We start from the raw sequence: 23,659 nt of genomic DNA on the forward strand, positions 1-23,659 counted from the left end.
CGCCTCCTCGTTCCCCGGTCGGGCCGCGGGTCCGGGACGGGTCACACCGTCGCCGGGGTGGCGGGTCACACCGTCGCCGGGGTGGCCTCCTGGGACTCCGCCTCCTCGGCGGCCTTCTGCCGGCGCTCGCGTGCCTCGCGGCGGGCGAGGATCACCCAGCCGAGCGGCACGCACGCGGAGAACAGCCACCACTGGACGGCGTAGGCGTAGTTCAGCGCGGAGTCCTCCATGCCGGGCTTGCCGCCGATCAGCTCCGGGCTGCCGCCCTTGGGCTGCGGCGCGCTCAGCGCGACGTAGCCGCCGAGGACCCGGGCGCCCAGGCGCCGTGCCTCGCGCTCGCTGTTGATCAGCATGATCTGCCGGTCCGGCAGGCCCTTGACGTCCTTGATGCCGCTGGCCGCGGTCGTCTCGTCGGGCATCAGCCGCCCGCTGACCGTGAGGTCGCCGCCCGGCGGCGGGGGGACCTTCGGGAAGGCGGTCTGGGTCGGCCCGTCGGCGGGGATCCAGCCCCGGTTGACCAGGACGACCTTGCCGTCGGTAAGGACGAAGGGGGTGAGGACGTGGAAACCCACCTCACCGGAGTCGTTGACCCGCCGCCTGACGACCACCTCGTGCCCGGTGTCGAACCGGCCGGTGGCGGTCACGTTGCGGTAGCGCTGGTCCTTGGTGACCGTGTGCCCCGGGGAGGTCAGCCGCTCCACCGGCACCGGCGCGGAGTTCAGCGCGTCGGTCACCAGCTGGTTGCGGGCGCTGCGCTCCTCGTAGCGGTGCATCTGCCAGAAACCCAGCCGGATCATCGTCGGGATCAGCGCGATCGCGACGACGGTGAGGATCACCCACTGGCGGGTCAACAGGAAGCGGTACACCCCACGACGGTACATCTCGGGCCGTGGGGTGCTCGCACAGGGGTGTCCCCGGGGGCTGCTCAGACGCGGTCGACGATGCCCGCCTTCCCCTCCGCGCGGGCGCAGTGGGCGCCGCAGAACCAGTGGCCCTCGACCTCCACGCCCTGGCCGATGATCTGCACACGACAGTGCTCGCAGATGGGGGCCATGCGGTGGATCGCGCAGGAGAAGCAGTCGAACACGTGCACCGCGCCCTGGGCGTGGACCTCGAAGGTCATTCCGTAGTCATTGCCGCAAACTTCGCATCTCGCCATGCGCCACAGCGTGAGCCGTCGGCCGGACCGGGGCGAGCGGGCGCCGGGCGAGTCGCGCGGCAATCACCCGTCCGTACGGGTCGCGGGCGCGGCGCCGTCCGCCGGTTCCACGTCCGCGAGCAGCTGGCCGAACGCCGCCTCGTCCACCACCGGCGTCCCGTACTGCCGCGCCTTGACCACCTTCGAGGTGCCCGAGTCGGGGTCGTTCGTGACCAGGAGGCTGGTCAGCCGGGAGATGCTGGTCGCCACGTGCAGCCCGGCCTCGACCGCCCGGTCCTCCAGCAGCTCGCGGTCGGTCGAGGTGTCACCGGAAAAGGCGACGCGCATCCCCTGCTTGAGCCTTTTGCCCTCTTCGTACCGGCCCGGGTTGGGATAGGGGCAGGCGGGCCGTTTGCGGGACGGGCGCCAACTGCCCGACCGGTAGCCGCCATACCCGTACGAGCCGCCCGCCTGCCGCCCGATCAGCGGCGCCGGGCCGTCCCGCCACTCGGTCAGCGGCCGGCACTCCTGCAGCGGCAGCCGCGCCCCGCGCGCCGCCGCGGCCCGCAGGCTCGGCCGGAACGCCTCCGCCAGCACGCGCGCGTCGTCCAGCGCGTGGTGCGCCCGCTGCTGCACGACACCGAAGTGGGCGGCGAGCGTCTCCAGCTTGTGGTTGGGCAGCGGCAGCCCCAGCTCCTTGGACAGCGCGATGGTGCACAGCCGCTGCCGCACCGGCGCCTCGCTCTCGGCGCGCGCGTACTCCCGGGCGATCATCTGCCAGTCGAAGACCGCGTTGTGCGCCACCAGCACCCGGTCGGCCAGCCGCGCCGCGAACTCCCCGGCGATGTCCCGGAACAGCGGCGCACCCTCCAGGACCTCGCTCGTCAGGCCGTGGATCCACACCGGCCCCGGGTCGCGCTCGGGGTTGACCAGCGTGTACCAGTGGTCCTCGACCTCGCCGCGCGCGTCCAGCCGGTAGACGGCCGCGGAGATGATGCGGTCGTCGCGGGCCAGGCCGGTGGTCTCCACGTCGACGACCGCGTATCCCCGGGGATAGGCGGCCGGCCACTCGGTGGGGGAGGAGACGGCGGTCGCGAGGTCTTCGAGCATGGTCCCTGAGGATACGGGCCGTCACTGACACCGCTGTCCGTCAGGTCCGCCTCCGCGCAAGCGGGTTCACGCCCTCGGGGTGTCCGTTACGCCCCTACTTCCGCCGTTACGTCGTCTCTTCTTCCGTATGCGGCCCTCGTGTTCGCGGTCCGGTACGGCCCGGCGGGTCGTCCGTCCCGGTCGCCGCGCCGGGTGCGATGCTCCCGAGGTGACCGACTCCAACCATGACGAAGCCCACGGCGGCGCGCTCGGGGAGCGGCTGAACTGGCTGCGGGCGGCCGTGCTCGGCGCCAACGACGGCATCGTCTCGACCGCCGGACTCGTCGTCGGCGTGGCCGGCGCCACCGACGCCCGCTCGGCACTGCTGACCGCGGGCCTGGCCGGACTGCTCGCCGGGTCCATGTCCATGGCGGCCGGCGAGTACGTGTCGGTCTCCACCCAGCGGGACTCCGAGCTCGCCGCGCTCGCCCTGGAGAGGCGGGAGTTGAAGGAGCGGCCGGAGGCGGAGCTGGAGGAGCTGACCCAACTCCTGCAGGAGCGCGGGCTGTCGCACCAGGTGGCCCGTGAGGCGGCGGAGCAGCTGACGGAACGGGACGCCCTGCGCGCGCACGCACGCGTGGAGCTCGGCATCGACCCGGACGCGCTGACCAACCCCTGGCACGCGGCCTGGGCGAGCTTCCTGGCGTTCACCGTGGGCGCGCTGCTGCCGTTGCTGGCCATCGTGCTCCCACCGGCCGGCTGGCGGCTCGCGGTCACCGTCGTCTCCGTCCTGGCCGCCCTGGTGCTCACCGGGTGGAGCAGCGCGCGCCTGGGTGCGGCGCGGCCGGGCCCGGCGGTCCTGCGCAACGTCGCGGGCGGCGCCCTGGCGATGGGCGTCACCTACGCGGCGGGCGCGCTTCTCGGAGCGGCCGGGGTCTGAGCGGGCCTGGAGGGCGGGCGCCCGGGTCACTGGCGTACCGTGAAGGGCGCTCGCCACCCCTGAGCGCCCCCACGCCCCGCACGAGAAAGATCCTCGCCATGCGCGCCACCACCATCCACGCCCCGTACGACATGCGCGTGGAGGACGTGCCCGAGCCCGTGGTGCAGCTGCCCACCGACGCCGTCGTCCGGGTGCTGCGCGCCTGCATCTGCGGCAGCGACCTGTGGGCCTACCGGGGCGAGGCGGCCCGGCAGCCGGGCCAGCGCATCGGCCACGAGTTCCTCGGCGTCGTCGAGGAGACCGGCTCCGAGGTGAGCACCGTCCGGCGCGGCGACCTGGTCGTGGCCCCCTTCATGTGGTCCGACGGCGTCTGCGACTACTGCCGCGAGGGCCTGACCACCTCCTGCGAGCACGGCGGCTTCTGGGGCTCGGTCGGGTACGACGGCGGCCAGGGCGAGGCCGTGCGCGTGCCCTACGCCGACGGCACCCTCGTGCAGCTCCCCAAGGACGCCGCCTCCGACGACCACCTGCTGTCCGCGCTGCTCACCCTGTCCGACGTACTCGGCACCGGCCACCACGCGGCCCTCGGCGCGGGGGCCCGCCCCGGCGCCACGGTCGCCGTCGTCGGTGACGGCGCCGTCGGCCTGTGCGCGGTCCTCGCGGCCAAGCGGCTCGGCGCCGAGCGCATCATCGCGCTGGGCCGGCACGAGGTCCGCACCGGCATCGCCCGCCGCTTCGGCGCCACGGACGTCGTCGCCGAGCGCGGGGACGCCGCCGTGGAGGCCGTCCGCGAACTCACCCGCGGCCAGGGCGCGCACGCCGTCGTCGAGGCCGTCGGCACCGAGCAGTCCATGAGGACCGCCGTCCACATCGCCCGCGACGGCGGCGCGATCGGCTTCGTCGGCGTGCCGCACGGCAGCGGCACCGGCGTCGACCTCGGCGTCATGTTCGACCGGAACATCGCCCTGCGCGGCGGTGTCGCCCCGGTGCGGGCCTACATCCCCGAACTGCTGCCCGACGTCCTGTCCGGCCGCATCGACCCCTCGCCGGTGTTCGACATGACCGTCGGCATCGAGGGCGTGCCCGACGGCTACAAGGCGATGGACGAGCGCACCGCGCTGAAGGTGCTCGTCACCAACGACCGCTGAGCCGCGCCGCCGCTGCCCGGCAAGGGCCACCAAGGCGGGCCTAGGACCAGCGGATCGGCAGCGGCAGCGCCGTCAGCAGCCCCGACACCGCGACCACCGCGCCCAGGGCCACGACCTCCGCCCGGGCGGGCGCGCACGCGGTCAGCGGGTCGGCGGACCGGCGCAGCCGCCCCCGGGCGATCAGCGCCAGCACGGCGACGACGGCCACGAGCAGCACCTTGGCCAGCAGGGTGCGCCCGTACGCCGTCGTCGTCAGCTGCTCCAGGATCGTGCCGGGCGGCATGCGGCGCAGCGCACTGCACACCCCCGTCGCCGTGAGCGCGGCGAGCGCCACGGCCGCCACGCGCGCGTAGCGCCCCAGCAGCGCCGCTCCCGCCGTACCGCCGCGCCAGGCCCGGATCGTGCGCAGCGCGGACAGCAGGCCGCCGGTCCACAGCGCCGCGCACGTCAGGTGCACCACGGTGAGCGCGGAGCCCAGCAGCGGCGTGTGCTCGGGCGCCGGATGGGCGCGCAGCGCCTCGGCGGCGACCACCGCGGCCAGCGGCCACACCTGGGTGCCGGGCCGCCGCGACAGCGCGCATCCCCCGGCCACCAGGAAGGCGTTCACCTCCAGCAGGGCCAGCCGGCCGTCCCGGGACCCGTAGAGGCCGCCGACGTCGATCTCGTCGAGGCTGTGCGGGACCAGGTTGCCGGTGGCCACGACGGAGGCGAGCGCCAGCGCGGCGAGGAAACCGACGGCGGCGGCGTACGGCGCCCACCGGCGCGGCCGTGCCTGCCCGGCGCCGGGGACCCGGCGGACGAGCCGGTCCACCAGCAGCTCGCCCACCGGCACGGACAGCGCCGCGAACAGGAGGGTGCGCAGCAGGGCGATGCCGGTGACGCCGGGCGCGGCGGCCTCGCCGGTGCCGTGGAGCGCGGCGGACGGCCCCAGCAGCGGGATGAGCACCCCGAGGGCCACGAGGACGAGGACGGCCACGGCCCGGCCGGCACCGGCCCGCCGCCCGGCCCCGCCCTCGCCGGCGACCTCGGGGTTGGGTCGTATCAAGGTCACCTCAGGATCTTCACCAGCCGCCCGGAACCGGGCAAGTCCGGGAAAACGACGGCCTGCCCGCGATTCCCCCCACCCGCCCGCTTCCGGCCACCCTCCGCCCCCGCGCCCGGCTCACGTCCAGCGGGCGGGGTCCGCTCCCCACGGGCCGCAGGGACGCGTCCAGTCGGTGGGGCCGTTCGTGAACGACACCGCGGGGCGCGCGTACCGGAGCCGGCCCAGCGCGCTGTCGGTCTCGGTGAGCCAGGGCTCGGGGCCCCGGTACGGCTCGCCGGGCTCGGTCACCACGTCGTAGGGAGCGGCCGGCGTGCCCGGAGCGTCCCGCGTGCCCGGGCGCTCCCGGGTGAGCCGGGCGGCCGTGCCCGGGCGCTCCCGGGTGAGCCAGGCCGCCGTGCGGGCGAGGGCCAGCCGGACGCAGCGGCTGCCGCCGTCCCGCGTCTGCTCCGTCAGGGCCCGCAGCACCGCGGCGGCGAGCAGATAGCCGGTGCCGTGGTCGAGGGCCTGCGCGGGCAGGGCGCCCGGCTGCCCGTCCGCCCCCTCGGTGACCGCGATGCCGGTGGCGACCTGCACCAGGCTGTCGAAGCCGCGCCGCCCGGCCCACGGCCCGTCCGGGCCCCAGGCCGACACCTGCGCCACCACGATCCCCGGCCGCCGTGCGGCGAGCGCCCGCGGGGAGAGCCCGAACCGGTCCAGGGCCCCGGGCCGGTAGCCGGTGACGACGACGTCGGCCGAGGCGAGCAGTTCCTCGAAGGCCGCCCGGTCGGCCGTCAGGTCCAGCAGCGCCGACCGCTTGCCGAAGCCGGTGTCGGCGTGCTGGTCGGGCAGTTCGGGCAGCCACGGGGCATCTACGCGGAGCACGTCCGCGCCGAGCAGCGCGAGCGTGCGGGTGGCGACGGGCCCGGCCAGGACCCGGGTGAGATCGAGCACGCACAGCCCGGCGGCGGGCAGCAGGGGAGCGCCGGTGACCGGCGGGAGCACGCGCGCGGGGGCGTCGTCCAGGCGTTCGCGGGCGACGAGGGGCTGCCCGGCGAGGGCGGCGGCCTGCGGATGGCGCGCCCACTCCTCGGGGGTGCGCAGGGCGACGGCGAGCCCGCCGGCGGCGTACACGCTCTCCTCGACCTCGGCGGCCGACCGCTCGGCGAGCGCGGCCTCGACCGCGGCCGCGTCCTCGGGGAGTCCGCCCAGCGCGGCGAGCAGACGGGCGCGGTGGTGCGGGTAGTTGGCGTGGGTGCGCACCCAGCCGTCGGCCGTCTGCCACAGGCGCGACAGCGGCGCGAACGACACGGGCGCCCGCCCGTCGACGCGCAGCAGCCGCTCACTGGCGAACGCGGCCGCCACGGCGCCGTCGTCCACGCGCACGGCCGGCACCTCGGCGAGCCCGGCGCGGCGCGCCCCCAGCTCGGCTGCGGCGAGCGCGCACGCACCGACGCACGCGCGTGCCAGCTCCCGGGCGGGAAGGCGCGCCGTGAGCGCGCCCTCCCGTACGACGGTCGTCGTCCGCGTGAGGAGGGCGGGGTCGCCGCCCAGCGCGGACCATGCGGACCTGATGTCAGTCATGACTGCACTATGCAGTATTGACTGAATCAATATATGGACGAGTCCCTACTTGGTCACCGCGTCCAGCGCGTCCGCCATGCCCCAGCCGTAGAAACCGTTGCGGTTCTTCGTGCCCTCGCACACCGCGTCGACCTTGCCGTCGGCGTCGATGTCGTAGGGGTCCGTGCACGGCACGGCGTCGGCCTCGGCGTACAGCAGGGCCTTGACCAGGGCCGCCGGGGCGTGCGGGTGCGTCGACTTGATCAACGCGGCCACACCCGCGACATGCGGCGTCGCCATCGACGTACCGGCCATGTAGCCGTACTTGCCGCCGGGCAGGGTGCCCAGGATCAGGCCGCTCGTGGCCGGCGGGGCGGGCGTCTGGTAGCGGGTCGAGTCGCCGCCGGGGGCGGCGATGTCGATCACACCCAGACCGTAGTTGGAGAACGACGACTTCACGCCCTTGGCGCCCGTCGCCGACACCGTCACCACACCCGGCAGCTCGGTGGGTATGTCGAAGCACTTGGAGGTGTCGATCACCCGGTCACCGGGGGTGGAGTCGTTCGGCGAGGCCGGGTCGGTGATCGTGTCCGCGGCCAGGTCGTAGTTCTCGTTGCCGGCCGCCGCGACGTTCACCGTGCCCTTCTTCTCCGCGTACCGCGACGCGCGCGTGACGGCCTCCACCAGCGCCTTCTGGTCGGGGTCGTCGGTGCAGTTGAAGTACCACGGGTCCGTGTAATAGCTGTTGTTCGTCACGTCGACGCCGTGCTCCGCCGCCCAGACGAACCCGCAGACGACCGCCTCCGTGTAGAAGAAGCCGTCCGGGTTGGCCACCTTGATGCCGGCGACCTTCACGCCCGGCGCCACGCCCGTCATGCCGATGCCGTTCTTCGCGGCGGCGATCTCGCCCGCCACGTGCGTGCCGTGCGGGCTCTCCGCCGCGCCCGGCCGCCACGCCCCGTCGGCCGTGTCCGGCTTGCCCGACACACAGTTGACGGACGCGGCCCGGTCGAAGTTCGGCGCGATGTCCGGGTGGGTGTCGTCCACACCGGTGTCGATCACCGCGACGGTGACGTCCCGGCTGCCCAGCGTCTTCTCGTGCGCCTTGTCCGCCTTGATGGCCGGCAGGTCCCACTGCAGCGGCTCCAGCGGGTCCTGCCCGGCGCTCGCCTGGACTGCCGCGGCCTCCTGCGCGGTGAGCACCTTCGGTGCGCCCATGTCGCCCGTGGACTGGGCGGGCAGCGGCGCGGTGCGCGTGGCACCCGCCGACTGCACCCCGGGCACCCGGCGCACGGTCTTGGCGAAGTCGGCGTTCGACGAGTGGACGACGATCACGCCGATCTGGTCGTACGACGTCACGACGGTGCCGCCGGCCGCGGCGATCGCCTTCTTCACGTGCGCCGAGACGCCGTGCCCGGGGCTGACGTTGACGACATAGCTGAGCGCGGTCGCGTCGGCGGCGGCCGCCGCGGGCGCCTGCTGCTGCGGCGCGGCGGAGGCGGCGACGTCGGGCAGGAACGCCAGAGCGGTGGCCAGGGCCATGCCGGCCGGGATCGCCACCAGCCGGCGGTGGCGCGGGTGAGGCGCTGTCATGGGTGAGTTCTCTCCAGTTCGTTCGCGGTTCGGGCGGGCCGTGCGGACGTGCGGGGCGGGGCGGGTCACTTGACCGCGCGCAGCGCGTCGACGACGCCGAAGCCGTAGAAGCCGTTCACGCGCTTGCCGCCCACGCAGGTCGCGTCCACCACGCCGTCGCCGTCACCGTCGTACGGTCCGGCCGGGCAGCCCGGGTTGTCCGCCTGCGCCTTGAGCAGCGCCTGCAGCTGGGCCGGGGTCGCGTGCGGGTGCGCGGACTTCAGCAGCGCGGCCACACCGGCCACGTGCGGGGAGGCCATCGAGGTGCCCTGGAGGAAGCCGTACTGGTTGCCCGGCATCGTCGACAGGATGCGGCCGTTCTTCGACGGGGTGTCCGGGATCTGGTACTTGTCACCGCCCGGCGCGGCCACGTCCACCACGCCCTTGCCGTAGCTGGAGTAGTACGACTTGGTGCCCTTGACGCCGGTCGCGCTCACCGTGACCACACCCGGCAGCTGGGTCGGCACGTCGAAGCACTCGTGCGGGTTCACCGTCCGGGTCACCGGGGTCGCGTCGTCCGGGCTGGAGTCGTCCACCAGCGCGTCGGAGTCCAGGTCGTCGTTGGAGTTGCCCGCGGAGGCCACGTTGAGCGTGCCCTTGCTCTGCGCGTACAGCTGGGCCCTGTTGACCGCGTCGACGATGGCGCGCTGGTCGGGGTCGTCCATGCAGTTGTACAGCCACGGGTCCACGTAGTAGCTGTTGTTGGTGACCTCCACGCCGTGGTCGGCCGCGAAGACGAAGGCGCAGACCACGTTCTCCGGGTAGAACAGGCCGTCCTTCGGGTCGCTCACCTTGATGCCGGCGACCTTCACCCCCGGCGCGACACCGGCCACGCCGACGCCGTTGCGGGCCGCGGCGATCTCACCGGCGACATGCGTGCCGTGGTAGTCCTCGGCCGGGTTGTACGGCCGCCAGGCGCCCTCGCTGGTGTCGGCGACACCGCCCACGCAGTTGGCCGACTGGGACCGGGAGAAGTTCGGCGCCAGGTCGGGATGGGTGTCGTCCACGCCCGTGTCGATGACCGCGACGGTCACGTTCCGGCTGCCCGGGTTGATCTTCGCGGCCCGGTCGGCGCCGATCGCGCGCAGATCCCACTGGTCGGCCTCCAGCGGCTCCTCGCCCGCCGCGGCGCCCTGGGTGACCTTCGCGGCCTCGGCCTTCGACAGGTACTGCACCGCGCCCTCGTCGGTGGTGCCCGCCGCGCTCAGCGGGGTCGTGCGCGTGGCGCCCGCCGACTGCACGCCGCGCACCGCGCGTATCTCCTTGCCGAAGTCCGGGTTGGCGGAGTGCACGACGAAGACGCCTATGCGCGCGTACGTCGCCACGACACTGCCGCCGTGCGCGGCGATCGCCTGCCGCACCGACGCGATCGTGCGGGGGTCCGTGCGCGTGTTGACGACGTACGCCAGCGTTCCGGCCGACGTCGCCTGCGCGGTGGTCTGCGCGTGCGGTGCCGCCGACGCCACCGCCGGCAGGAAGCCGAGCGAGGCGGTCAGGGACATCACGACGGGCACGGCGAGGGCGAGACGGCGTCTGGAGCGCAGATGAGCCATGGGGTCTCCACATCATCCGGAAACGAAACCGGCCCGAGACACAGGTGGTCCTCGGGCAGGTACATGACGGGTGGTGCCAGGCCGAAGCTATCCCGCCACCTGGAGCGTCAGCAATGACCTATGGCGATGCGACTGAAAGAAAAAGCGCACTGAACCGGACCCCGCGGGGCGCCGTGCCGTTGTACAGGGAGCCTCCGCCGTGCCGGAGGCCCCGGCCGTAACCGTCCGCGACGCGAGGAGAACCAGGTGGCCACCGAGACACCGCCCCCCTCCCCAGCCCCCACCGCACTCCCCACCCAGGAGGAGTTCGTCCAGACGCAGCAGAGCGAGGAATTCGGGGAACTGCGCCGCTCCCACCGCTCCTTCGCCTTCCCGCTCACCGTCGCGTTCATCGTCTGGTACCTGCTGTACGTCCTGCTGTCCAACTACGCGGGCGACTTCATGGGCACCCGGCTCGTCGGCAACCTCAACGTCGCGCTCGCCCTCGGTCTCGCCCAGTTCGTCACCACCTTCCTCATCGCCTGGTGGTACGCCCGGCACGCCGCCGCCAAGCTCGACCCCAAGGCGGAGGCCATCAAGTCCCGCATGGAGGACCGGACATGAGCCCCGCGATCGCGCACGCCGCCGTGACCCCGCTCGCCGCCGGCGAGGCGAGCGAACACCGCACGCTGATCATCACGCTGTTCGCCGTGTTCGTCGCCGCGACCCTCGTCATCACCGTCTGGGCCGGCCGCCAGACCAAGGACGCCGCCGACTTCTACGCCGGCGGACGGCAGTTCACCGGCTTCCAGAACGGGCTCGCCGTCTCCGGCGACTACATGTCCGCCGCGTCCTTCCTCGGCATCGCCGGCGCCATCGCCCTCTTCGGCTACGACGGCTTCCTGTACTCGATCGGCTTCCTCGTCGCCTGGCTGGTCGCCCTGCTCCTGGTCGCCGAACCACTGCGCAACTCCGGCCGCTACACCATGGGCGACGTGCTGGCCTACCGGATGCGCCAGCGGCCCGTGCGCACCGCGGCCGGCACCTCCACCATCGTCGTGTCGATCTTCTACCTGCTCGCGCAGATGGCCGGCGCCGGCGTCCTCGTCTCGCTGCTGCTCGGCATCACCAGCGACGGCGGCAAGATCGGCATCGTCGCCCTGGTCGGCGTCCTGATGATCGTCTACGTCACCATCGGCGGCATGAAGGGCACCACCTGGGTGCAGATGGTCAAGGCGGTCCTGCTCATCGCGGGCGCCCTGCTGCTGACCTTCCTGGTGCTGCTGAAGTTCGACTTCAACGTCTCCGACCTGCTCGGCTCCGCCGCCGACAACAGCGGCAAGGGCGCCGCCTTCCTGGAGCCCGGCCTGAAGTACGGCGCCACCGGCACCACCAAGCTGGACTTCCTCTCCCTGGGCATCGCCCTGGTGCTCGGCACCGCCGGCCTGCCGCACATCCTGATCCGCTTCTACACCGTCCCGACGGCGAAGGCCGCCCGCAAGTCCGTCATCTGGGCCATCGGCCTGATCGGCGCCTTCTACCTGATGACCCTCGCCCTCGGCTTCGGCGCCGCCGCGCTCATCAAGCCGGACGAGATCATCGCCTCCAACAAGGCCGGCAACACCGCCGCCCCGCTGCTCGCCCTGCACCTCGGCGGCACCGACTCCAGCTGGGGCGCGATCCTGCTGGCCTCCATCTCGGCGGTCGCCTTCGCCACCATCCTCGCCGTCGTGGCCGGCCTGACCCTGGCCTCCTCCTCGTCCTTCGCGCACGACATCTACGCCAACGTCATCAAGCGGGGCCGCGCCACCGAGAAGCAGGAGCTGGGCGCCGCCCGCTGGGCCACCGTCGGCATCGGCGCCGTCTCCATCGTGCTCGGCGCCCTCGCCCGCGACCTCAACGTCGCCGGACTGGTCGCCCTCGCCTTCGCGGTCGCCGCCTCCGCCAACCTGCCGACGATCCTCTACAGCCTGTTCTGGAAGCGGTTCACCACCGCCGGAGCCCTGTGGTCGATCTACGGCGGCCTGGTCACCGCCGTCGGCCTGGTGCTGTTCTCGCCGGTCGTCTCCGGCAAGCCGACGTCGATGTTCCCCGACGTCGACTTCCACTGGTTCCCGCTGGAGAACCCCGGCCTGATCTCCATCCCGGTCGGATTCCTGCTCGGCATCCTGGGCACCCTGCTGTCGAAGGAGACCCCGGACACCGGCAAGTACGCCGAACTGGAGGTGCGCTCGCTCACCGGCACCGGAGCCCACTGAGCGGCACCCGGCGCATCCTCCGAGCGGCCGTGCCGCGGGTGCCTGGTAGGTACCTACGACACGGCCGCGTCTTACGTCGTGGGATCGGGCTGGTGTGACCGTCAGTGGTGTCACGTAGGCTCGCAGGTGACGGAATTGGTGACTTGAGTCCGGTGACAGGCAGGACTGCTCCGCGACGAGGGAGGGGGCCCACGTGCTCATCGACACCTACGGCCGGGTGGCCACCGACCTGAGGGTCTCGCTGACCGACCGGTGCAACCTGCGCTGCACCTACTGCATGCCCGAGGAGGGCCTGCAGTGGCTGGCCAAGCCCGACCTGCTCACCGACGACGAGATCGTCCGCCTGATCGACATCGCGGTCACCTCGCTCGGTATCACCGAGGTCCGCTTCACCGGCGGCGAGCCGCTGCTGCGGCCCGGCCTGGTCGGCATCGTGGAGCGCGTCGCGGCCCTCGGCCCCCGCCCGCAGATGTCCCTCACCACCAACGGCATCGGCCTCAAGCGCACCGCGACCGCCCTGAAGGCGGCCGGCCTGGACCGGGTCAACGTCTCCCTGGACACGCTGCGCCCCGACGTCTTCAAGACCCTCACCCGGCGCGACCGCCACCAGGACGTCCTCGAAGGGCTGCGGGCCGCCCGCGACGCCGGCCTCACCCCCGTCAAGGTCAACTCCGTCCTCATGCCGGGGCTGAACGAGGACGAGGCACCCGACCTGCTCGCCTGGGCGGTCGAGCACGACTACGAGTTGCGCTTCATCGAGCAGATGCCGCTGGACGCCCAGCACGGCTGGAAGCGCGACGGCATGATCACCGCCGGGGACATCCTGACCTCGCTGCGCACCCGGTTCGAGCTGACCGCCGAGGGCCAGGAGAAGCGCGGATCGGCCCCGGCCGAGCGCTGGGTCGTCGACGGCGGCCCCCATGTGGTCGGCGTGATCGCCTCCGTCACCCGCCCGTTCTGCGCCGCCTGCGACCGCACCCGCCTCACGGCCGACGGACAGGTGCGCACCTGCCTGTTCGCCACCGAGGAGACGGACCTGCGCGCCGCCCTGCGCTCGGGCGCCCCCGACGAGGAGATCGCCCGCATCTGGCGCCTGGCGATGTGGGGCAAGAAGGCGGGAGCGGGCCTGGACGACCCGAGCTTCGTCCAGCCGGACCGCCCGATGTCCGCGATCGGCGGCTAGACACCCCCTAGGGCGCCTCGGGCGCCTCGGGCGCCTGCCACTCGTCGAGCTTCACCACGTCCTTCAGGAACCCCCGCACCCCCAGGAACTGGGAAAGGTGCTCGCGGTGCTCGTCGCACGCGAGCCACGTCTTGCGCCGCTGAGGCGTGTGGATCTTCGGGTTGTTCCACGCCAGCACCCACACGGCGTCGGCACGGCAGCCCTTGGCGGAACAGATCGGGGTCTCGTCACTCACAGGTTCGTCTCACAGAGGAAGCCGCACAAAAGGCGACGCCGAGCAGCCACGGGGGGAGCTGCCCGGCGTCGGTCCGTCGCTCCGACGGGGGATGCGGAGCGCGTACGCAGTACGTCACGACCCGTGGGCCGCGGGGCAGCGGAACAACAGGATTGATCTGAGCTTTTCTTGAGGTTCGAGGACGGGCCACGCACCACCGGCGCCCGGCACCCTCACACCTGCGCCTCGGGCGGTTGCTTCACGGACCGCTCCGCTCCCGGTTCCGCGAAACGGTCCCCGGACGGCTCCTCGGCCGGCAGCGGCGCGATCATCGTCCGCACCGGCGTCGACAGGAACGTCGAGGGCAGCCCCGGCGCGTTCTCCCGCCCCGCGTTGGCGATCACCACGGCGATGTAGGGCAGTACCGCGCCCAGGACCAGCGCCGCGATCGCCACGTACCGCTCCACGTTCCACAGCGACACCGCGAGGATGACCGACAGGGTGCGGATGGTCATCGAGATGACATACCGCCGCTGGCGGCCGCGCACGTCCTCCTGCAGGCCCGTGCGTGCCCCCGTGATCCGGAACACCTGGGTGTTGCCGCTGTCGTGCTGCAGCTTCCGCATCGAATTCCACCACCCGCCCGCTCGGACTCCCCCGGACATCCCGGACACCGTCCACGGTACGCCGCGCCCGCGCGGCCCACGAGACCGGGTCCCCGGTACCGATGGGCGCGCGACCTGCGCCGTAGCACGTACGGCGGCACCCGGCATGCGCCGTACGGTGTACGGCCACACACTCGTCGTAATGCTCACGTCGAGCGGGACGAGGAGGCAGTCGATGGGCTGGTTGTGGGCGATCATCGTCGGATTCGTGCTGGGACTGATCGCGAAGGCGATCATCCCCGGCAAGCAGCACAGCCCCCTGTGGCTGACCACGATCTTCGGCATGCTGGGCGCCATCGTCGGCAACGCGGTGGCCCGCGCCGCCGGCGTGGCGGCGACCTCCGGCATCGACTGGTGGCGGCACCTGTTCCAGCTGGTCGCCGCGATCATCATCGTGGCCGTCGGCGACATGGCGTACATGGCGCTGTGGGGGAACAAGAAGATGCGGCAGCGGGCCTGACGCGACGGGCCCCGCACCCCTCGGCGAGGAGTGCGGGGCCCGTCGGCCGTGCTCAGGCTCCGGTGACCTCCACCGCGGCCAGGTTCTTCTTGCCGCGCCGCAGCACCAGCCAGCGCCCGTGGAGCAGGTCCTCCGGAGAGGGGACCGCGTCCTCGGCGGTGATCTTCACGTTGTTCACGTAGGCGCCGCCCTCCTTGACCGTGCGCCGCGCGGCCGACTTGCTGGGCACCAGGCCGACCTCGGCGAGCAGGTCGACCACCGGCCCGAGCTCGGCGACCTGGATGTGCGGCACCTCCGACAGGGCAGCGGCCAGCGTGCGCTCGTCGAGCTCGGCGAGCTCGCCCTGACCGAACAGCGCCTTGGAGGCTGCGATCACGGCGGCCGTCTGGTCGGCGCCGTGCACCAGCGTGGTCAGCTCCTCGGCCAGCGCACGCTGCGCCGCACGCGCCTGCGGACGCTCCTCGGTCTGCTTCTCCAGCTCCTCCAGCTCCTCGCGGGACTTGAAGGACAGGATGCGCAGGTACCGGGAGATGTCCCGGTCGTCCACGTTCAGCCAGAACTGGTAGAACGCGTACGGCGTCGTCATCTCCGGGTCCAGCCAGACGGCACCGCCCTCGGTCTTGCCGAACTTGGTGCCGTCCGCCTTGGTCATCAGCGGCGTCGCCAGCGCGTGCACCGTGGCGCCCGGCTCCAGCCGGTGGATCAGGTCCAGGCCGGCCGTGAGGTTGCCCCACTGGTCGCTGCCGCCCTGCTGGAGCGTGCAGCCGTAGCGCCGGTAGAGCTGCAGGAAGTCCATGCCCTGCAGGATCTGGTAGCTGAACTCGGTGTAGCTGATGCCCTGGTCGGACTCCAGGCGGCGGGCCACGGAGTCCTTCGTCAGCATCTTGTTGACGCGGAAGTGCTTGCCGATGTCGCGCAGGAACTCGATCGCGGACAGGCCCGCGGTCCAGTCCAGGTTGTTCACCATGACCGCGGCGTTCTCGCCCTCGAAGGACAGGAACGGCTCGATCTGGCGGCGCAGCTTGTCCACCCAGCCGGCGACCGTCTCCGGGTCGTTCAGCGTGCGCTCGGCGGTGGGCCGCGGGTCGCCGATCAGGCCCGTCGCGCCGCCGACCAGCGCCAGCGGCCGGTGCCCGGCCTGCTGGAGCCGGCGCACGGTGAGCACCTGCACCAGGTGCCCCACGTGCAGCGACGGCGCGGTCGGGTCGAAGCCGCAATAGAACGTGACGGGACCGTCCGCGAGAGCCTTGCGCAAAGCGTCCTCGTCGGTGGACAGGGCGAACAGCCCGCGCCACTTCAGCTCGTCGACGATGTCCGTCACGGTCGTATGTCTCCTCGAGAGGTGCGAAAGGTGTCGTGGCCAGTCTAGGGGGGAGCTCCGCCACCCCCGCCCGCCATTTCGCACGGTGGGACCGGCGGGGCTCCCTCAGACGCCCTGGCTGACCGAGCTCATGTTGAAGTCCGGCACCCGCAGGGCGGGCATCGCGGCCCTGGTGAACCAGTCGCTCCACTCCCGCGGCAGCGTCTTCTCCGTACGCCCTGCCTCCGTGGCCCGCCCCAGCAGGTCCACCGGCGACTCGTTGAACCGGAAGTTGTTCACCTCGCCGGTCACCTCGCCGTTCTCCACCAGGTAGACCCCGTCCCGGGTCAGGCCGGTCAGCAGCAGCGTCGCCGGATCGACCTCGCGGATGTACCACAGGCAGGTCAGCAGCAGCCCCCGCTCGGTGGCGGCGACCATCTCCTCCAGGGAGCGGTCCTCGCCGCCCTCCAGGATCAGGTTGTCCGCGCCCGGGGCGACCGGCAGCCCGGTCAGCGCCGCGCTGTGGCGGCTGGTCGTCAGATGCCGCAGCTCACCGCGGTCGACCCACTCGGTGTTCCCGACCGGCAGCCCGTTGTCGAAGACCGACTGGTCCCCGCCCGAGGAGTGCGCGATCACGAACGGCGCCGACTCCAGGCCCGGCGCGTGCGGGTCGCTGCGCAGGGTCAGCGGCAGATCCGTGAGCTTGTCGCCCACGCGCGTGCCGCCGCCCGGCTTGGAGAACACCGTCCGGCCCTCGGCCGCGTCCCGGCCCGACGCCGACCACAGCTGGTAGATCAGCAGGTCCGCCACGGCGGTCGGCGGCAGCAGCGTCTCGTACCGCCCGGCGGGCAGCTCCACGCGCCGCTCGGCCCACCCCAGCCGCACCGCCAGCTCGGCGTCCAGCGCCGCCGGGTCGACGTCCTTGAAGTCCCGGGTGGCGCGGCCCGCCCACGCCGAGCGGGTACGGTCCGGGGACTTGGCGTTCAGCTCCAGCGTGCCGGTGGGCTGGTCGTGCCGCAGCCGCAGCCCGGTCGAGGTCCCGAGGTACGTCGAGACCAGCTCGTGGTGGGCGAAGCCGTACAGCTCCCGGCCGCCCGCACGCGCGCGTGCGAAGGCCTCGCCCAGGGCGGGCGCGAAGTCGGCGAACACCGCGGAGGAGGTCTCCGCCGGCGGCTCGGTGAAGTCGCCGGCCTCGGGCACCCCGCCGACCAGCGGCTGCGCGTCCTCGGCGGGACCCGCGCCGCGCGCGGCGGCCTCGGCGGCCCGCACCAGTGGCTCCAGCTCGTCGGCGGTCACCGCCGACCGGGAGACCACACCGGACGCGGTGCCCTCCTTGCCGTCCACCGTCGCGATCACGGTGAGCGTGCGCCCGCGGGTGACGCCGTTGGTGGTCAGGGCGTTCCCGGCCCAGCGCAGATTGGCGGTCGACCGCTCGTCGGCGATCACCACGCAGCCGTCGGCCCGGGACAGCTGAAGGGCCCGCTCGACGATCTCGTGCGGCTTGTTCGTCGCGGCGCTCATCGACCGGCCTCCTGCGTGGTGTTGAGGATGTTGACGCCCTTGAACAGGGCCGAAGGGCAGCCGTGGGAGACGGCCGCGACCTGCCCCGGCTGGGCCTTGCCGCAGTTGAAGGCGCCGCCCAGGACATACGTCTGCGGGCCGCCGACGGCCGCCATGGAGCCCCAGAAGTCGGTGGTCGTCGCCTGGTAGGCCACGTCCCGCAGCTGCCCGGCGAGGCGCCCGTTCTCGATCCGGAAGAAGCGCTGACCGGTGAACTGGAAGTTGTACCGCTGCATGTCGATCGACCAGGACCGGTCCCCGACGACGTAGATCCCGCGCTCCACGCCCCCGATCAGGTCCTCCGTGGACATCCCGGCCGGGTCGGGCCGGAGCGAGACGTTGGCCATGCGCTGCACCGGCACATGCGCGGGGGAGTCGGCGTAGGCGCACCCGTTGGACCGCTCGAACCCGGTGAGCTTCGCGATCCGGCGGTCGAGCTGGTAGCCGACGAGCGTGCCGTCCTTCACCAGGTCCCAGGACTGCGCGGCGACGCCCTCGTCGTCGTAGCCGATCGTGGCGAGCCCGTGCTCGGCGGTGCGGTCACCGGTGACGTTCATCAGCTCCGAGCCGTACCGCAACGTGCCGAGCTGGTCGAAGGTGGCGAAGGAGGTGCCGGCGTAGGCCGCCTCGTAGCCGAGCGCGCGGTCCAGCTCGGTGGCGTGGCCGATGGACTCGTGGATGGTCAGCCACAGGTTGGACGGATCGACGACCAGGTCGTACAGCCCCGGCTCGACGCTCGGCGCGCGCATCTTCTCCGCGAGCAGCCCGGGGATCTCGGCGAGCTCCTTGTCCCAGTTCCAGCCGGTGCCCGTCAGGTACTCCCAGCCGCGCCCCACGGGCGGCGCGAGGGTGCGCATGGAGTCGAACTCGCCGCTGGAGTCGTCCACCGACACGGCCGTCAGGACGGGGTGCAGCCGGACGCGCTGCTGCGTGGTCACGGTGCCCGCGGTGTCGGCGTAGAACTTGTTCTCGTGCACGGTGAGCAGCGAGGCGTCGACGTGGTCGACCCCGTCGGCGTTCAGCAGCCGCCGGCTGAACTCCTCCAGCAGTCCCGTCTTCTCCTCGTCCGGCACGTCGAAGGGATTGATCTCGTACGCCGAGATCCACGTCTTGTCCGCGTGCACCGGCTCGTCGGCCAGCTCCACCCGCTCGTCGGCGCCGGCGGCCTTGATGACCTGCGCGGACAGCTTGGCCATGGCCACGGCCTGGGAGGCGACCCGGGCCGCGGCGTCCATGGTCAGGTCCACGCCCGAGGCGAACCCCCAGGTCCCGCCGTGCACGACCCGCACCGCGTACCCGAGGTCGGTGGTGTCCGACGACCCGGCCGGCTTGGCGTCCCTCAGCCGCCAGGACGCGCTGCGCACCCGCTCCAGCCGGAAGTCGGCGTGCTCCGCCCCGAGCGCCCGCGCCCGGGCGAGGGCGGCGTCGGCGAGCGCGCGGAGCGGGAGTGCCGTGAAGGCTTCGTCGATCGTATGAGGCACCGAGGTCTCTCCTGTCGTCGTGACCTGTCGTCGTGGCCTGTCGTTGCACCGATCATGTCCTGCCGGCCCGGCCGGGGACCACACGTTTGCGACCGGCGTGCGCCGCTTTCTGTAGGGACCCCACAGTCAGTTCCGTATGCCGCTGTGGGTGCCCGAATGTCCGCGCCGCCGGGCGGACCGATAGGTTTTCGGTGAAGCCGCCTGCCATCCAGGTGTCCGGGCGGGTGCTGTCAGACGCTATCGAAAGGGTGATCCGTTGAGCCGCTCGGTTCTCGTCACCGGAGGCAACCGGGGCATCGGCCTCGCCATCGCCCGCGCGTTCGCCGACGCCGGCGACAAGGTCGCCATCACGTACCGCTCGGGGGAGCCGCCGGCCGGCTTCCTCGCCGTCAAGTGCGACATCACCGATTCCGAGCAGGTGGAGCAGGCCTACAAGGAGATCGAGGCCGAGCACGGCCCGGTCGAGGTCCTCATCGCCAACGCCGGTGTCACCAAGGACCAGCTCCTGATGCGCATGTCCGAGGAGGACTTCTCCTCGGTCGTCGACACCAACCTCACCGGCACCTTCCGGGTCGTCAAGCGCGCCAACCGCGGCATGCTGCGCGCCAAGAAGGGCCGGGTCGTCCTGATCTCCTCCGTCGTCGGGCTGCTCGGCTCCGCGGGGCAGGCGAACTACGCCGCCTCCAAGGCCGCGCTCGTCGGCTTCGCGCGCTCCCTCGCCCGTGAGCTGGGCTCGCGCAACATCACCTTCAACGTCGTCGCACCCGGTTTCGTCGACACCGACATGACCAAGGCGCTCACCGACGAGCAGCGCGAGAACATCGTCTCGCAGGTGCCGCTCGGCCGGTACGCGCAGCCGGAGGAGATCGCCGCGACGGTGCGGTTCCTCGCCTCGGACGACGCCTCGTACATCACTGGAGCCGTCATTCCCGTTGACGGCGGACTGGGAATGGGTCACTGATCACCATGAGCGGAATTCTCGAGGGCAAGCGCGTCCTGATCACCGGTGTGCTGATGGAGTCCTCCATCGCCTTCCACGCCGCGAAGCTGGCCCAGGAGCAGGGTGCCGAGATCATCCTGACCGCGTTCCCGCGGCCCACGCTGACCGAGCGCATCGCCAAGAAGCTGCCGAAGCCCACCAAGGTCATCGAGCTCGACGTCACCAACGACGAGCACCTGGGCCGGCTCGCCGACCTGGTCGGCGAGGAGCTGGGCGGCCTGGACGGCGTCGTGCACTCCATCGGCTTCGCGCCGCAGGACGCGCTCGGCGGCAACTTCCTGAACACGCCGTTCGAGTCCGTCGCCACCGCGATGCACGTCTCGGCGTACTCCCTGAAGTCGCTCACCATGGCCTGCCTGCCGCTCATGCAGAACGGCGGCTCGGTCGTCGGCCTGACCTTCGACGCGCAGTACGCGTGGCCGCAGTACGACTGGATGGGCCCGGCCAAGGCCGCCCTGGAGGCCACCAGCCGCTACCTCGCCCGGGACCTGGGCAAGCAGAACATCCGTTGCAACCTCATCTCCGCCGGGCCCATCGGCTCCATGGCCGCCAAGTCCATCCCGGGCTTCGGCGAGCTGGCCTCGGTGTGGGACAGCCGCTCCCCGCTGGAGTGGGACCTGAAGGACCCCGAGCCGGCCGGCCGCGGCATCGTCGCCCTGCTGAGCGACTGGTTCCCGAAGACCACCGGCGAGATCGTGCACGTCGACGGCGGTCTGCACGCCATCGGCGCCTGATCACGGCCGACGCGCGAGGGCCCGCATCCCACGGGGGTGCGGGCCCTCGGCGTTCACCCGTTCGGCTCACCGGCCGGGCGGGGTGGGGTGCTCACCGCGCACGCTGGTAGGGCACCGCCCCCGCAGCCGTACGGCCGAGGAGGTCCCCTTGTGCGTCTGTTCCGCAGCCTCGTCCCAGTGACCGTCGCCGCCGCGCTGGTCCTCTGCCTGCCGTACGACGCGCTGCCGCACCCGCGCGTGGCGCGGCCCTCCGCCGACCAGCCCTTCGGCGCCGAGTGCCGGGCCACCGTGCACGGCTCGGAGGTCGTCGCCTGGTGCCACAACCCCTATGTGGACACCGATCGCGTCGCTCTGCACATCGAGTGCGCCCGATGGTGGGACATCGACACCGACGGCACCCCCGTCGACGCCGGCCCGGCCACGACCGTACGGCTGACCGGGCGGTGCTGGAAGGAGGTCGAGGCGGTGTGGGTCAGCCATGAGAAGACGTGATCAGCCGTGCACGGGTGAGCCCGGCCGAGTCGTGATCAGACGGGTGCGTGCGCGAGTGGCCGGGGGCCGTGTGCCGGTGAGCAGGGGCGAGCCCCGGGGTGTGCTCAGCCGCCGGGCGGGGTGAAGCGGCCCGGGCGGCACAGGAACGGGTAGCTCCCGGCCTCCTCGGCGGCCGTCTCGGCGTCGCCGTCGCGCAGCGCGTCCACCAGCCGCGCGTGGTCCATGTGCGTCTCCGGCGTCAGCTCATCGCCGACGTCCACCCGCAGCCAGTCCCGCAGCACCTCGCCCAGGTCGGCGTAGAGCGCGGTCAGCACGTCGTTGTGGGACGCCGAGACCACCGCCAGGTGGAAGGTCGCGTCCGCCGTCACGAACGCCTCCGCGTCCCCCGACTCCCAGGCCTCCTCGCGCCGCAGCAGCAGCGCGTCCAGCTGTTTGAGGTCCTTCTCGGTACGCCGCACCGCCGCCAGCTTCGCCGCGCTCGCCTCCAGCGTGGAGCGCAGCTCGGCGATGTGCTGCGGATCGGCGCCCGCGAACCGGCGGTGCATCACCCCGGCCAGCTCGCTGGTCGCCACGACGTACGTGCCGGAGCCCTGGCGGATGTCCAGCAGGCCGTTGTGGGCGAGGGCGCGGACGGCCTCACGGACGGTGTTGCGGGCCACCCCGAGCTGTTCGACCAGCTCGGGTTCGGTCGGGATGCGCGAGCCGACCGGCCACTCGCCGGAGGTGATCTGGGTGCGCAGTTCGGCGATGACCTGCTCGGACAGCACCGAGCGGCGGGGATGGCTCAGGGGCATGGGACACCTTCGCACGCGCGGGGCCGGGGCCGGCCGCCCGGGGATGGACAACCAATCATCCCATGATTCTATGATGGGCGGCATGGCTAGTGAGGAAACCCGGACGATCACGACCCCGACCCCGCCCGCGACACGCGGGAAAACCGGCGGTACGGCCACGCGCGCGTGGGCGACCCGCCTGGTGGTGGTCGGCATCATGCTGTCCGCGCTCAACCTCCGCCCGGCCATCACCAGCCTCGGCGCCCTCCTGGAGGAGGTCCGCGACGGGCTCGGGATGAGCGGCAGCGTGGCGGGCCTGCTCACCTCCGTGCCGCCGCTGTGCTTCGCCGTGTTCGGCGTGACGGCGCCCCGGCTCGCCCGCCGCTTCGGCCCCGCCGCCGTGGTGTGCGCCGGCATGGCCGCCATCGCCGTCGGCCTGGCCGTCCGGCCGTACACGGGCAGCACGGCCGGCTTCCTCGCGGCGAGCGCCCTCGCCCTGATGGGCATCGCCGTCAGCAACGTGCTCATGCCGGTCATCGTCAAGCGCTGGTTCCCCGACCGGGTGGGTTCCATGACCGGCCTGTACTCGATGTTCCTCGCCTTCGGCACCTCCATCGCGGCCGCCGCGACCGTGCCGATGACCCGGGCGCTCGGCGGCAGCTGGCAGTCCGGGCTCACCGTGTGGGCCGCCCTCGCCGCCGCGGCCGTGCTGCCCTGGCTGCCCGTCCTGCGCGACCGCGGCACCGCCGAGCGGTCCGCGGCCCGCGCCCAGGAGACGTCGGCCGAGGACGCGTCGGCCGAGGACGCCTCGACCGCGGCGGGCGGCGGCGCGCCGGCCGGCTCGCGGCAGGGGAGGGCCGCCGAGGCTGCCGCGCCCGCCCTGCGCATCACCCGCAGCCGTACCGCCTGGGCGCTCGCCGTCTTCTTCGGCCTCCAGGCCACCGCCGCCTACATCACCATGGGCTGGATGGCGCAGATCTTCCGCGACTCCGGGGTCTCGGCCGGCACGGCCGGGCTGCTGCTGGCCGTCACCATGGTGATGGGCGTGCCGCTCGCCTTCGTCATCCCGCGGCTGGCCACCCGCCTGCCCCAGCAGGGTCCCATCGTGCTCGCCCTCGGCGTGTGCGGCCTCGCCGGATACGCCGGCCTGTACTTCGCGCCGGCGAGCGGCGCCTGGGCCTGGGCCCTGCTGCTCGGCGTGTCGAACTGCTCCTTCCCGCTCGCCCTGACCATGGTCGGCATGCGGGCGAAGACCGGCGGCGGCGTCGCCCAGCTGTCGGCCTTCGCGCAGAGCACCGGCTACCTGATCTCCATCCCCGGTCCGCTGCTGGTCGGCGTGCTCTACCAGAGCAGCGGCGGCTGGGGCCTGCCGATCGCCCTGATGGCCGCGCTGATGCTGCCGCAGATGGCCGTGGGCGTCCTCGCCGGACGCGACCGCACGGTGGAGGACGAGGCGGCCGGCGCGGCCTGACCCCC

At 72.8% G+C, this 23,659-nt stretch carries 23 protein-coding genes; 10 read left to right on the top strand and 13 right to left on the bottom strand.

What is annotated here, in order from left to right; all coding sequences use genetic code 11:
* Nucleotides 1-65 precede the first annotated feature (65 nt).
* The 3 genes from ACF1AL_RS12125 to ACF1AL_RS12135 all read right to left on the bottom strand — a co-directional run bounded on the left by ACF1AL_RS12125 (nucleotide 66) and on the right by ACF1AL_RS12135 (nucleotide 2,248).
* Nucleotides 66-866, bottom strand: coding sequence for an SURF1 family protein (locus tag ACF1AL_RS12125; RefSeq protein ID WP_391706212.1), 801 nt, complete (start codon nucleotides 864-866; stop codon nucleotides 66-68).
* A gap of 59 nt (nucleotides 867-925) precedes the next feature.
* Entirely contained in the window at nucleotides 926-1,159 is a 234-nt protein-coding gene (locus ACF1AL_RS12130; RefSeq protein ID WP_361637674.1) for a hypothetical protein, read from the bottom strand.
* Between the two features lie 63 nt (nucleotides 1,160-1,222).
* Nucleotides 1,223-2,248, bottom strand: a complete 1,026-nt coding sequence (locus ACF1AL_RS12135; protein ID WP_391821635.1) for a DEDDh family exonuclease — start codon at nucleotides 2,246-2,248, stop codon at nucleotides 1,223-1,225.
* 208 nt (nucleotides 2,249-2,456) lie between these two features.
* On the opposite strand from ACF1AL_RS12135, the gene ACF1AL_RS12140 reads away from it, so the two are divergent.
* Complete coding sequence (locus ACF1AL_RS12140; protein WP_391778680.1) at nucleotides 2,457-3,167, top strand: VIT family protein; 711 nt, start codon at nucleotides 2,457-2,459, stop codon at nucleotides 3,165-3,167.
* A gap of 98 nt (nucleotides 3,168-3,265) precedes the next feature.
* Complete coding sequence (locus ACF1AL_RS12145; RefSeq protein WP_391706203.1) at nucleotides 3,266-4,315, top strand: zinc-dependent alcohol dehydrogenase family protein; 1,050 nt, start codon at nucleotides 3,266-3,268, stop codon at nucleotides 4,313-4,315.
* A gap of 40 nt (nucleotides 4,316-4,355) precedes the next feature.
* Here ACF1AL_RS12145 and ACF1AL_RS12150 read toward each other — a convergent pair whose 3' ends face one another.
* The 4 genes from ACF1AL_RS12150 to ACF1AL_RS12165 form a co-directional block, all read right to left on the bottom strand.
* Nucleotides 4,356-5,366, bottom strand: a complete 1,011-nt coding sequence (locus ACF1AL_RS12150; protein ID WP_391706200.1) for a CopD family protein — start codon at nucleotides 5,364-5,366, stop codon at nucleotides 4,356-4,358.
* A 111-nt stretch (nucleotides 5,367-5,477) separates the two neighbouring features.
* Nucleotides 5,478-6,920 (bottom strand): CoA transferase, encoded by a 1,443-nt coding sequence (locus ACF1AL_RS12155; RefSeq protein WP_391821637.1) that lies wholly within the window; start codon nucleotides 6,918-6,920, stop codon nucleotides 5,478-5,480.
* 45 nt (nucleotides 6,921-6,965) lie between these two features.
* Nucleotides 6,966-8,492 (bottom strand): S8 family serine peptidase, encoded by a 1,527-nt coding sequence (locus ACF1AL_RS12160; protein WP_386419979.1) that lies wholly within the window; start codon nucleotides 8,490-8,492, stop codon nucleotides 6,966-6,968.
* Nucleotides 8,493-8,557: 65 nt separating this feature from the next.
* The gene (locus ACF1AL_RS12165; protein ID WP_386419978.1) at nucleotides 8,558-10,084 is read right to left on the bottom strand and encodes a S8 family serine peptidase; all 1,527 of its coding nucleotides are present in this window, start codon (nucleotides 10,082-10,084) and stop codon (nucleotides 8,558-8,560) included.
* A 246-nt stretch (nucleotides 10,085-10,330) separates the two neighbouring features.
* On the opposite strand from ACF1AL_RS12165, the gene ACF1AL_RS12170 reads away from it, so the two are divergent.
* The 3 genes from ACF1AL_RS12170 to moaA all read left to right on the top strand — a co-directional run bounded on the left by ACF1AL_RS12170 (nucleotide 10,331) and on the right by moaA (nucleotide 13,504).
* Nucleotides 10,331-10,687 carry a DUF485 domain-containing protein gene (locus tag ACF1AL_RS12170; RefSeq protein WP_366840532.1) on the top strand — a complete coding sequence of 119 codons (357 nt, stop codon included), beginning with the start codon at nucleotides 10,331-10,333 and terminating at the stop codon, nucleotides 10,685-10,687.
* Nucleotides 10,684-12,321, top strand: a complete 1,638-nt coding sequence (locus tag ACF1AL_RS12175; protein ID WP_391706191.1) for a cation acetate symporter — start codon at nucleotides 10,684-10,686, stop codon at nucleotides 12,319-12,321. Before ACF1AL_RS12170 ends, ACF1AL_RS12175 begins: the two co-directional genes overlap by 4 nt.
* 193 nt (nucleotides 12,322-12,514) lie before the next feature.
* Nucleotides 12,515-13,504 carry a GTP 3',8-cyclase MoaA gene (gene moaA, locus ACF1AL_RS12180; protein WP_391825883.1) on the top strand — a complete coding sequence of 330 codons (990 nt, stop codon included), beginning with the start codon at nucleotides 12,515-12,517 and terminating at the stop codon, nucleotides 13,502-13,504.
* A gap of 7 nt (nucleotides 13,505-13,511) precedes the next feature.
* On the opposite strand, the gene ACF1AL_RS12185 is transcribed toward moaA, so the two are convergent.
* Together ACF1AL_RS12185 and ACF1AL_RS12190 are read right to left on the bottom strand one after the other, a co-directional pair.
* Nucleotides 13,512-13,739, bottom strand: a complete 228-nt coding sequence (locus ACF1AL_RS12185) for a hypothetical protein (RefSeq protein WP_391778674.1) — start codon at nucleotides 13,737-13,739, stop codon at nucleotides 13,512-13,514.
* 212 nt (nucleotides 13,740-13,951) lie between these two features.
* Nucleotides 13,952-14,344: a DUF3099 domain-containing protein gene (locus tag ACF1AL_RS12190; RefSeq protein WP_391778673.1), complete on the bottom strand. Its 393-nt coding sequence runs from the start codon at nucleotides 14,342-14,344 to the stop codon at nucleotides 13,952-13,954.
* A 214-nt stretch (nucleotides 14,345-14,558) separates the two neighbouring features.
* Here ACF1AL_RS12190 and ACF1AL_RS12195 point away from each other — a divergent pair, with 214 nt between their 5' ends.
* Nucleotides 14,559-14,843 (top strand): GlsB/YeaQ/YmgE family stress response membrane protein, encoded by a 285-nt coding sequence (locus tag ACF1AL_RS12195; protein WP_384214811.1) that lies wholly within the window; start codon nucleotides 14,559-14,561, stop codon nucleotides 14,841-14,843.
* A gap of 52 nt (nucleotides 14,844-14,895) precedes the next feature.
* On the opposite strand, the gene tyrS is transcribed toward ACF1AL_RS12195, so the two are convergent.
* From tyrS to ACF1AL_RS12210, 3 genes are all read right to left on the bottom strand, one after another.
* Nucleotides 14,896-16,164 carry a tyrosine--tRNA ligase gene (gene tyrS / locus ACF1AL_RS12200; RefSeq protein ID WP_391821639.1) on the bottom strand — a complete coding sequence of 423 codons (1,269 nt, stop codon included), beginning with the start codon at nucleotides 16,162-16,164 and terminating at the stop codon, nucleotides 14,896-14,898.
* A 105-nt stretch (nucleotides 16,165-16,269) separates the two neighbouring features.
* Nucleotides 16,270-17,664 (bottom strand): metallopeptidase TldD-related protein, encoded by a 1,395-nt coding sequence (locus ACF1AL_RS12205; protein WP_366840538.1) that lies wholly within the window; start codon nucleotides 17,662-17,664, stop codon nucleotides 16,270-16,272.
* A complete protein-coding gene (locus ACF1AL_RS12210; protein WP_366840539.1) occupies nucleotides 17,661-19,184 on the bottom strand; it encodes a TldD/PmbA family protein in 1,524 nt (507 codons plus the stop codon). Before ACF1AL_RS12210 ends, ACF1AL_RS12205 begins: the two co-directional genes overlap by 4 nt.
* Nucleotides 19,185-19,440: 256 nt before the next feature.
* Here ACF1AL_RS12210 and fabG point away from each other — a divergent pair, with 256 nt between their 5' ends.
* The 3 genes from fabG to ACF1AL_RS12225 all read left to right on the top strand — a co-directional run bounded on the left by fabG (nucleotide 19,441) and on the right by ACF1AL_RS12225 (nucleotide 21,410).
* Entirely contained in the window at nucleotides 19,441-20,145 is a 705-nt protein-coding gene (gene fabG, locus ACF1AL_RS12215) for a 3-oxoacyl-[acyl-carrier-protein] reductase (RefSeq protein ID WP_366840540.1), read from the top strand.
* A gap of 5 nt (nucleotides 20,146-20,150) precedes the next feature.
* Nucleotides 20,151-20,918 carry an enoyl-ACP reductase FabI gene (gene fabI, locus ACF1AL_RS12220; RefSeq protein WP_384214807.1) on the top strand — a complete coding sequence of 256 codons (768 nt, stop codon included), beginning with the start codon at nucleotides 20,151-20,153 and terminating at the stop codon, nucleotides 20,916-20,918.
* A 150-nt stretch (nucleotides 20,919-21,068) separates the two neighbouring features.
* Nucleotides 21,069-21,410, top strand: a complete 342-nt coding sequence (locus tag ACF1AL_RS12225) for a hypothetical protein (protein ID WP_391825884.1) — start codon at nucleotides 21,069-21,071, stop codon at nucleotides 21,408-21,410.
* Nucleotides 21,411-21,514: 104 nt separating this feature from the next.
* Here the strand turns inward: ACF1AL_RS12225 and ACF1AL_RS12230 are convergent, their stop codons facing one another.
* Nucleotides 21,515-22,204, bottom strand: coding sequence for a FadR/GntR family transcriptional regulator (locus tag ACF1AL_RS12230; protein ID WP_386585500.1), 690 nt, complete (start codon nucleotides 22,202-22,204; stop codon nucleotides 21,515-21,517).
* A gap of 82 nt (nucleotides 22,205-22,286) precedes the next feature.
* Between ACF1AL_RS12230 and ACF1AL_RS12235 the strand changes: the two genes are divergently transcribed.
* Nucleotides 22,287-23,654 (top strand): CynX/NimT family MFS transporter, encoded by a 1,368-nt coding sequence (locus tag ACF1AL_RS12235; RefSeq protein WP_391825885.1) that lies wholly within the window; start codon nucleotides 22,287-22,289, stop codon nucleotides 23,652-23,654.
* Nucleotides 23,655-23,659: the final 5 nt, after the last annotated feature.

Origin of the sequence: Streptomyces sp. NPDC014801 (assembly GCF_043082085.1) — a bacterium.
Lineage (GTDB): Bacteria > Actinomycetota > Actinomycetes > Streptomycetales > Streptomycetaceae > Streptomyces.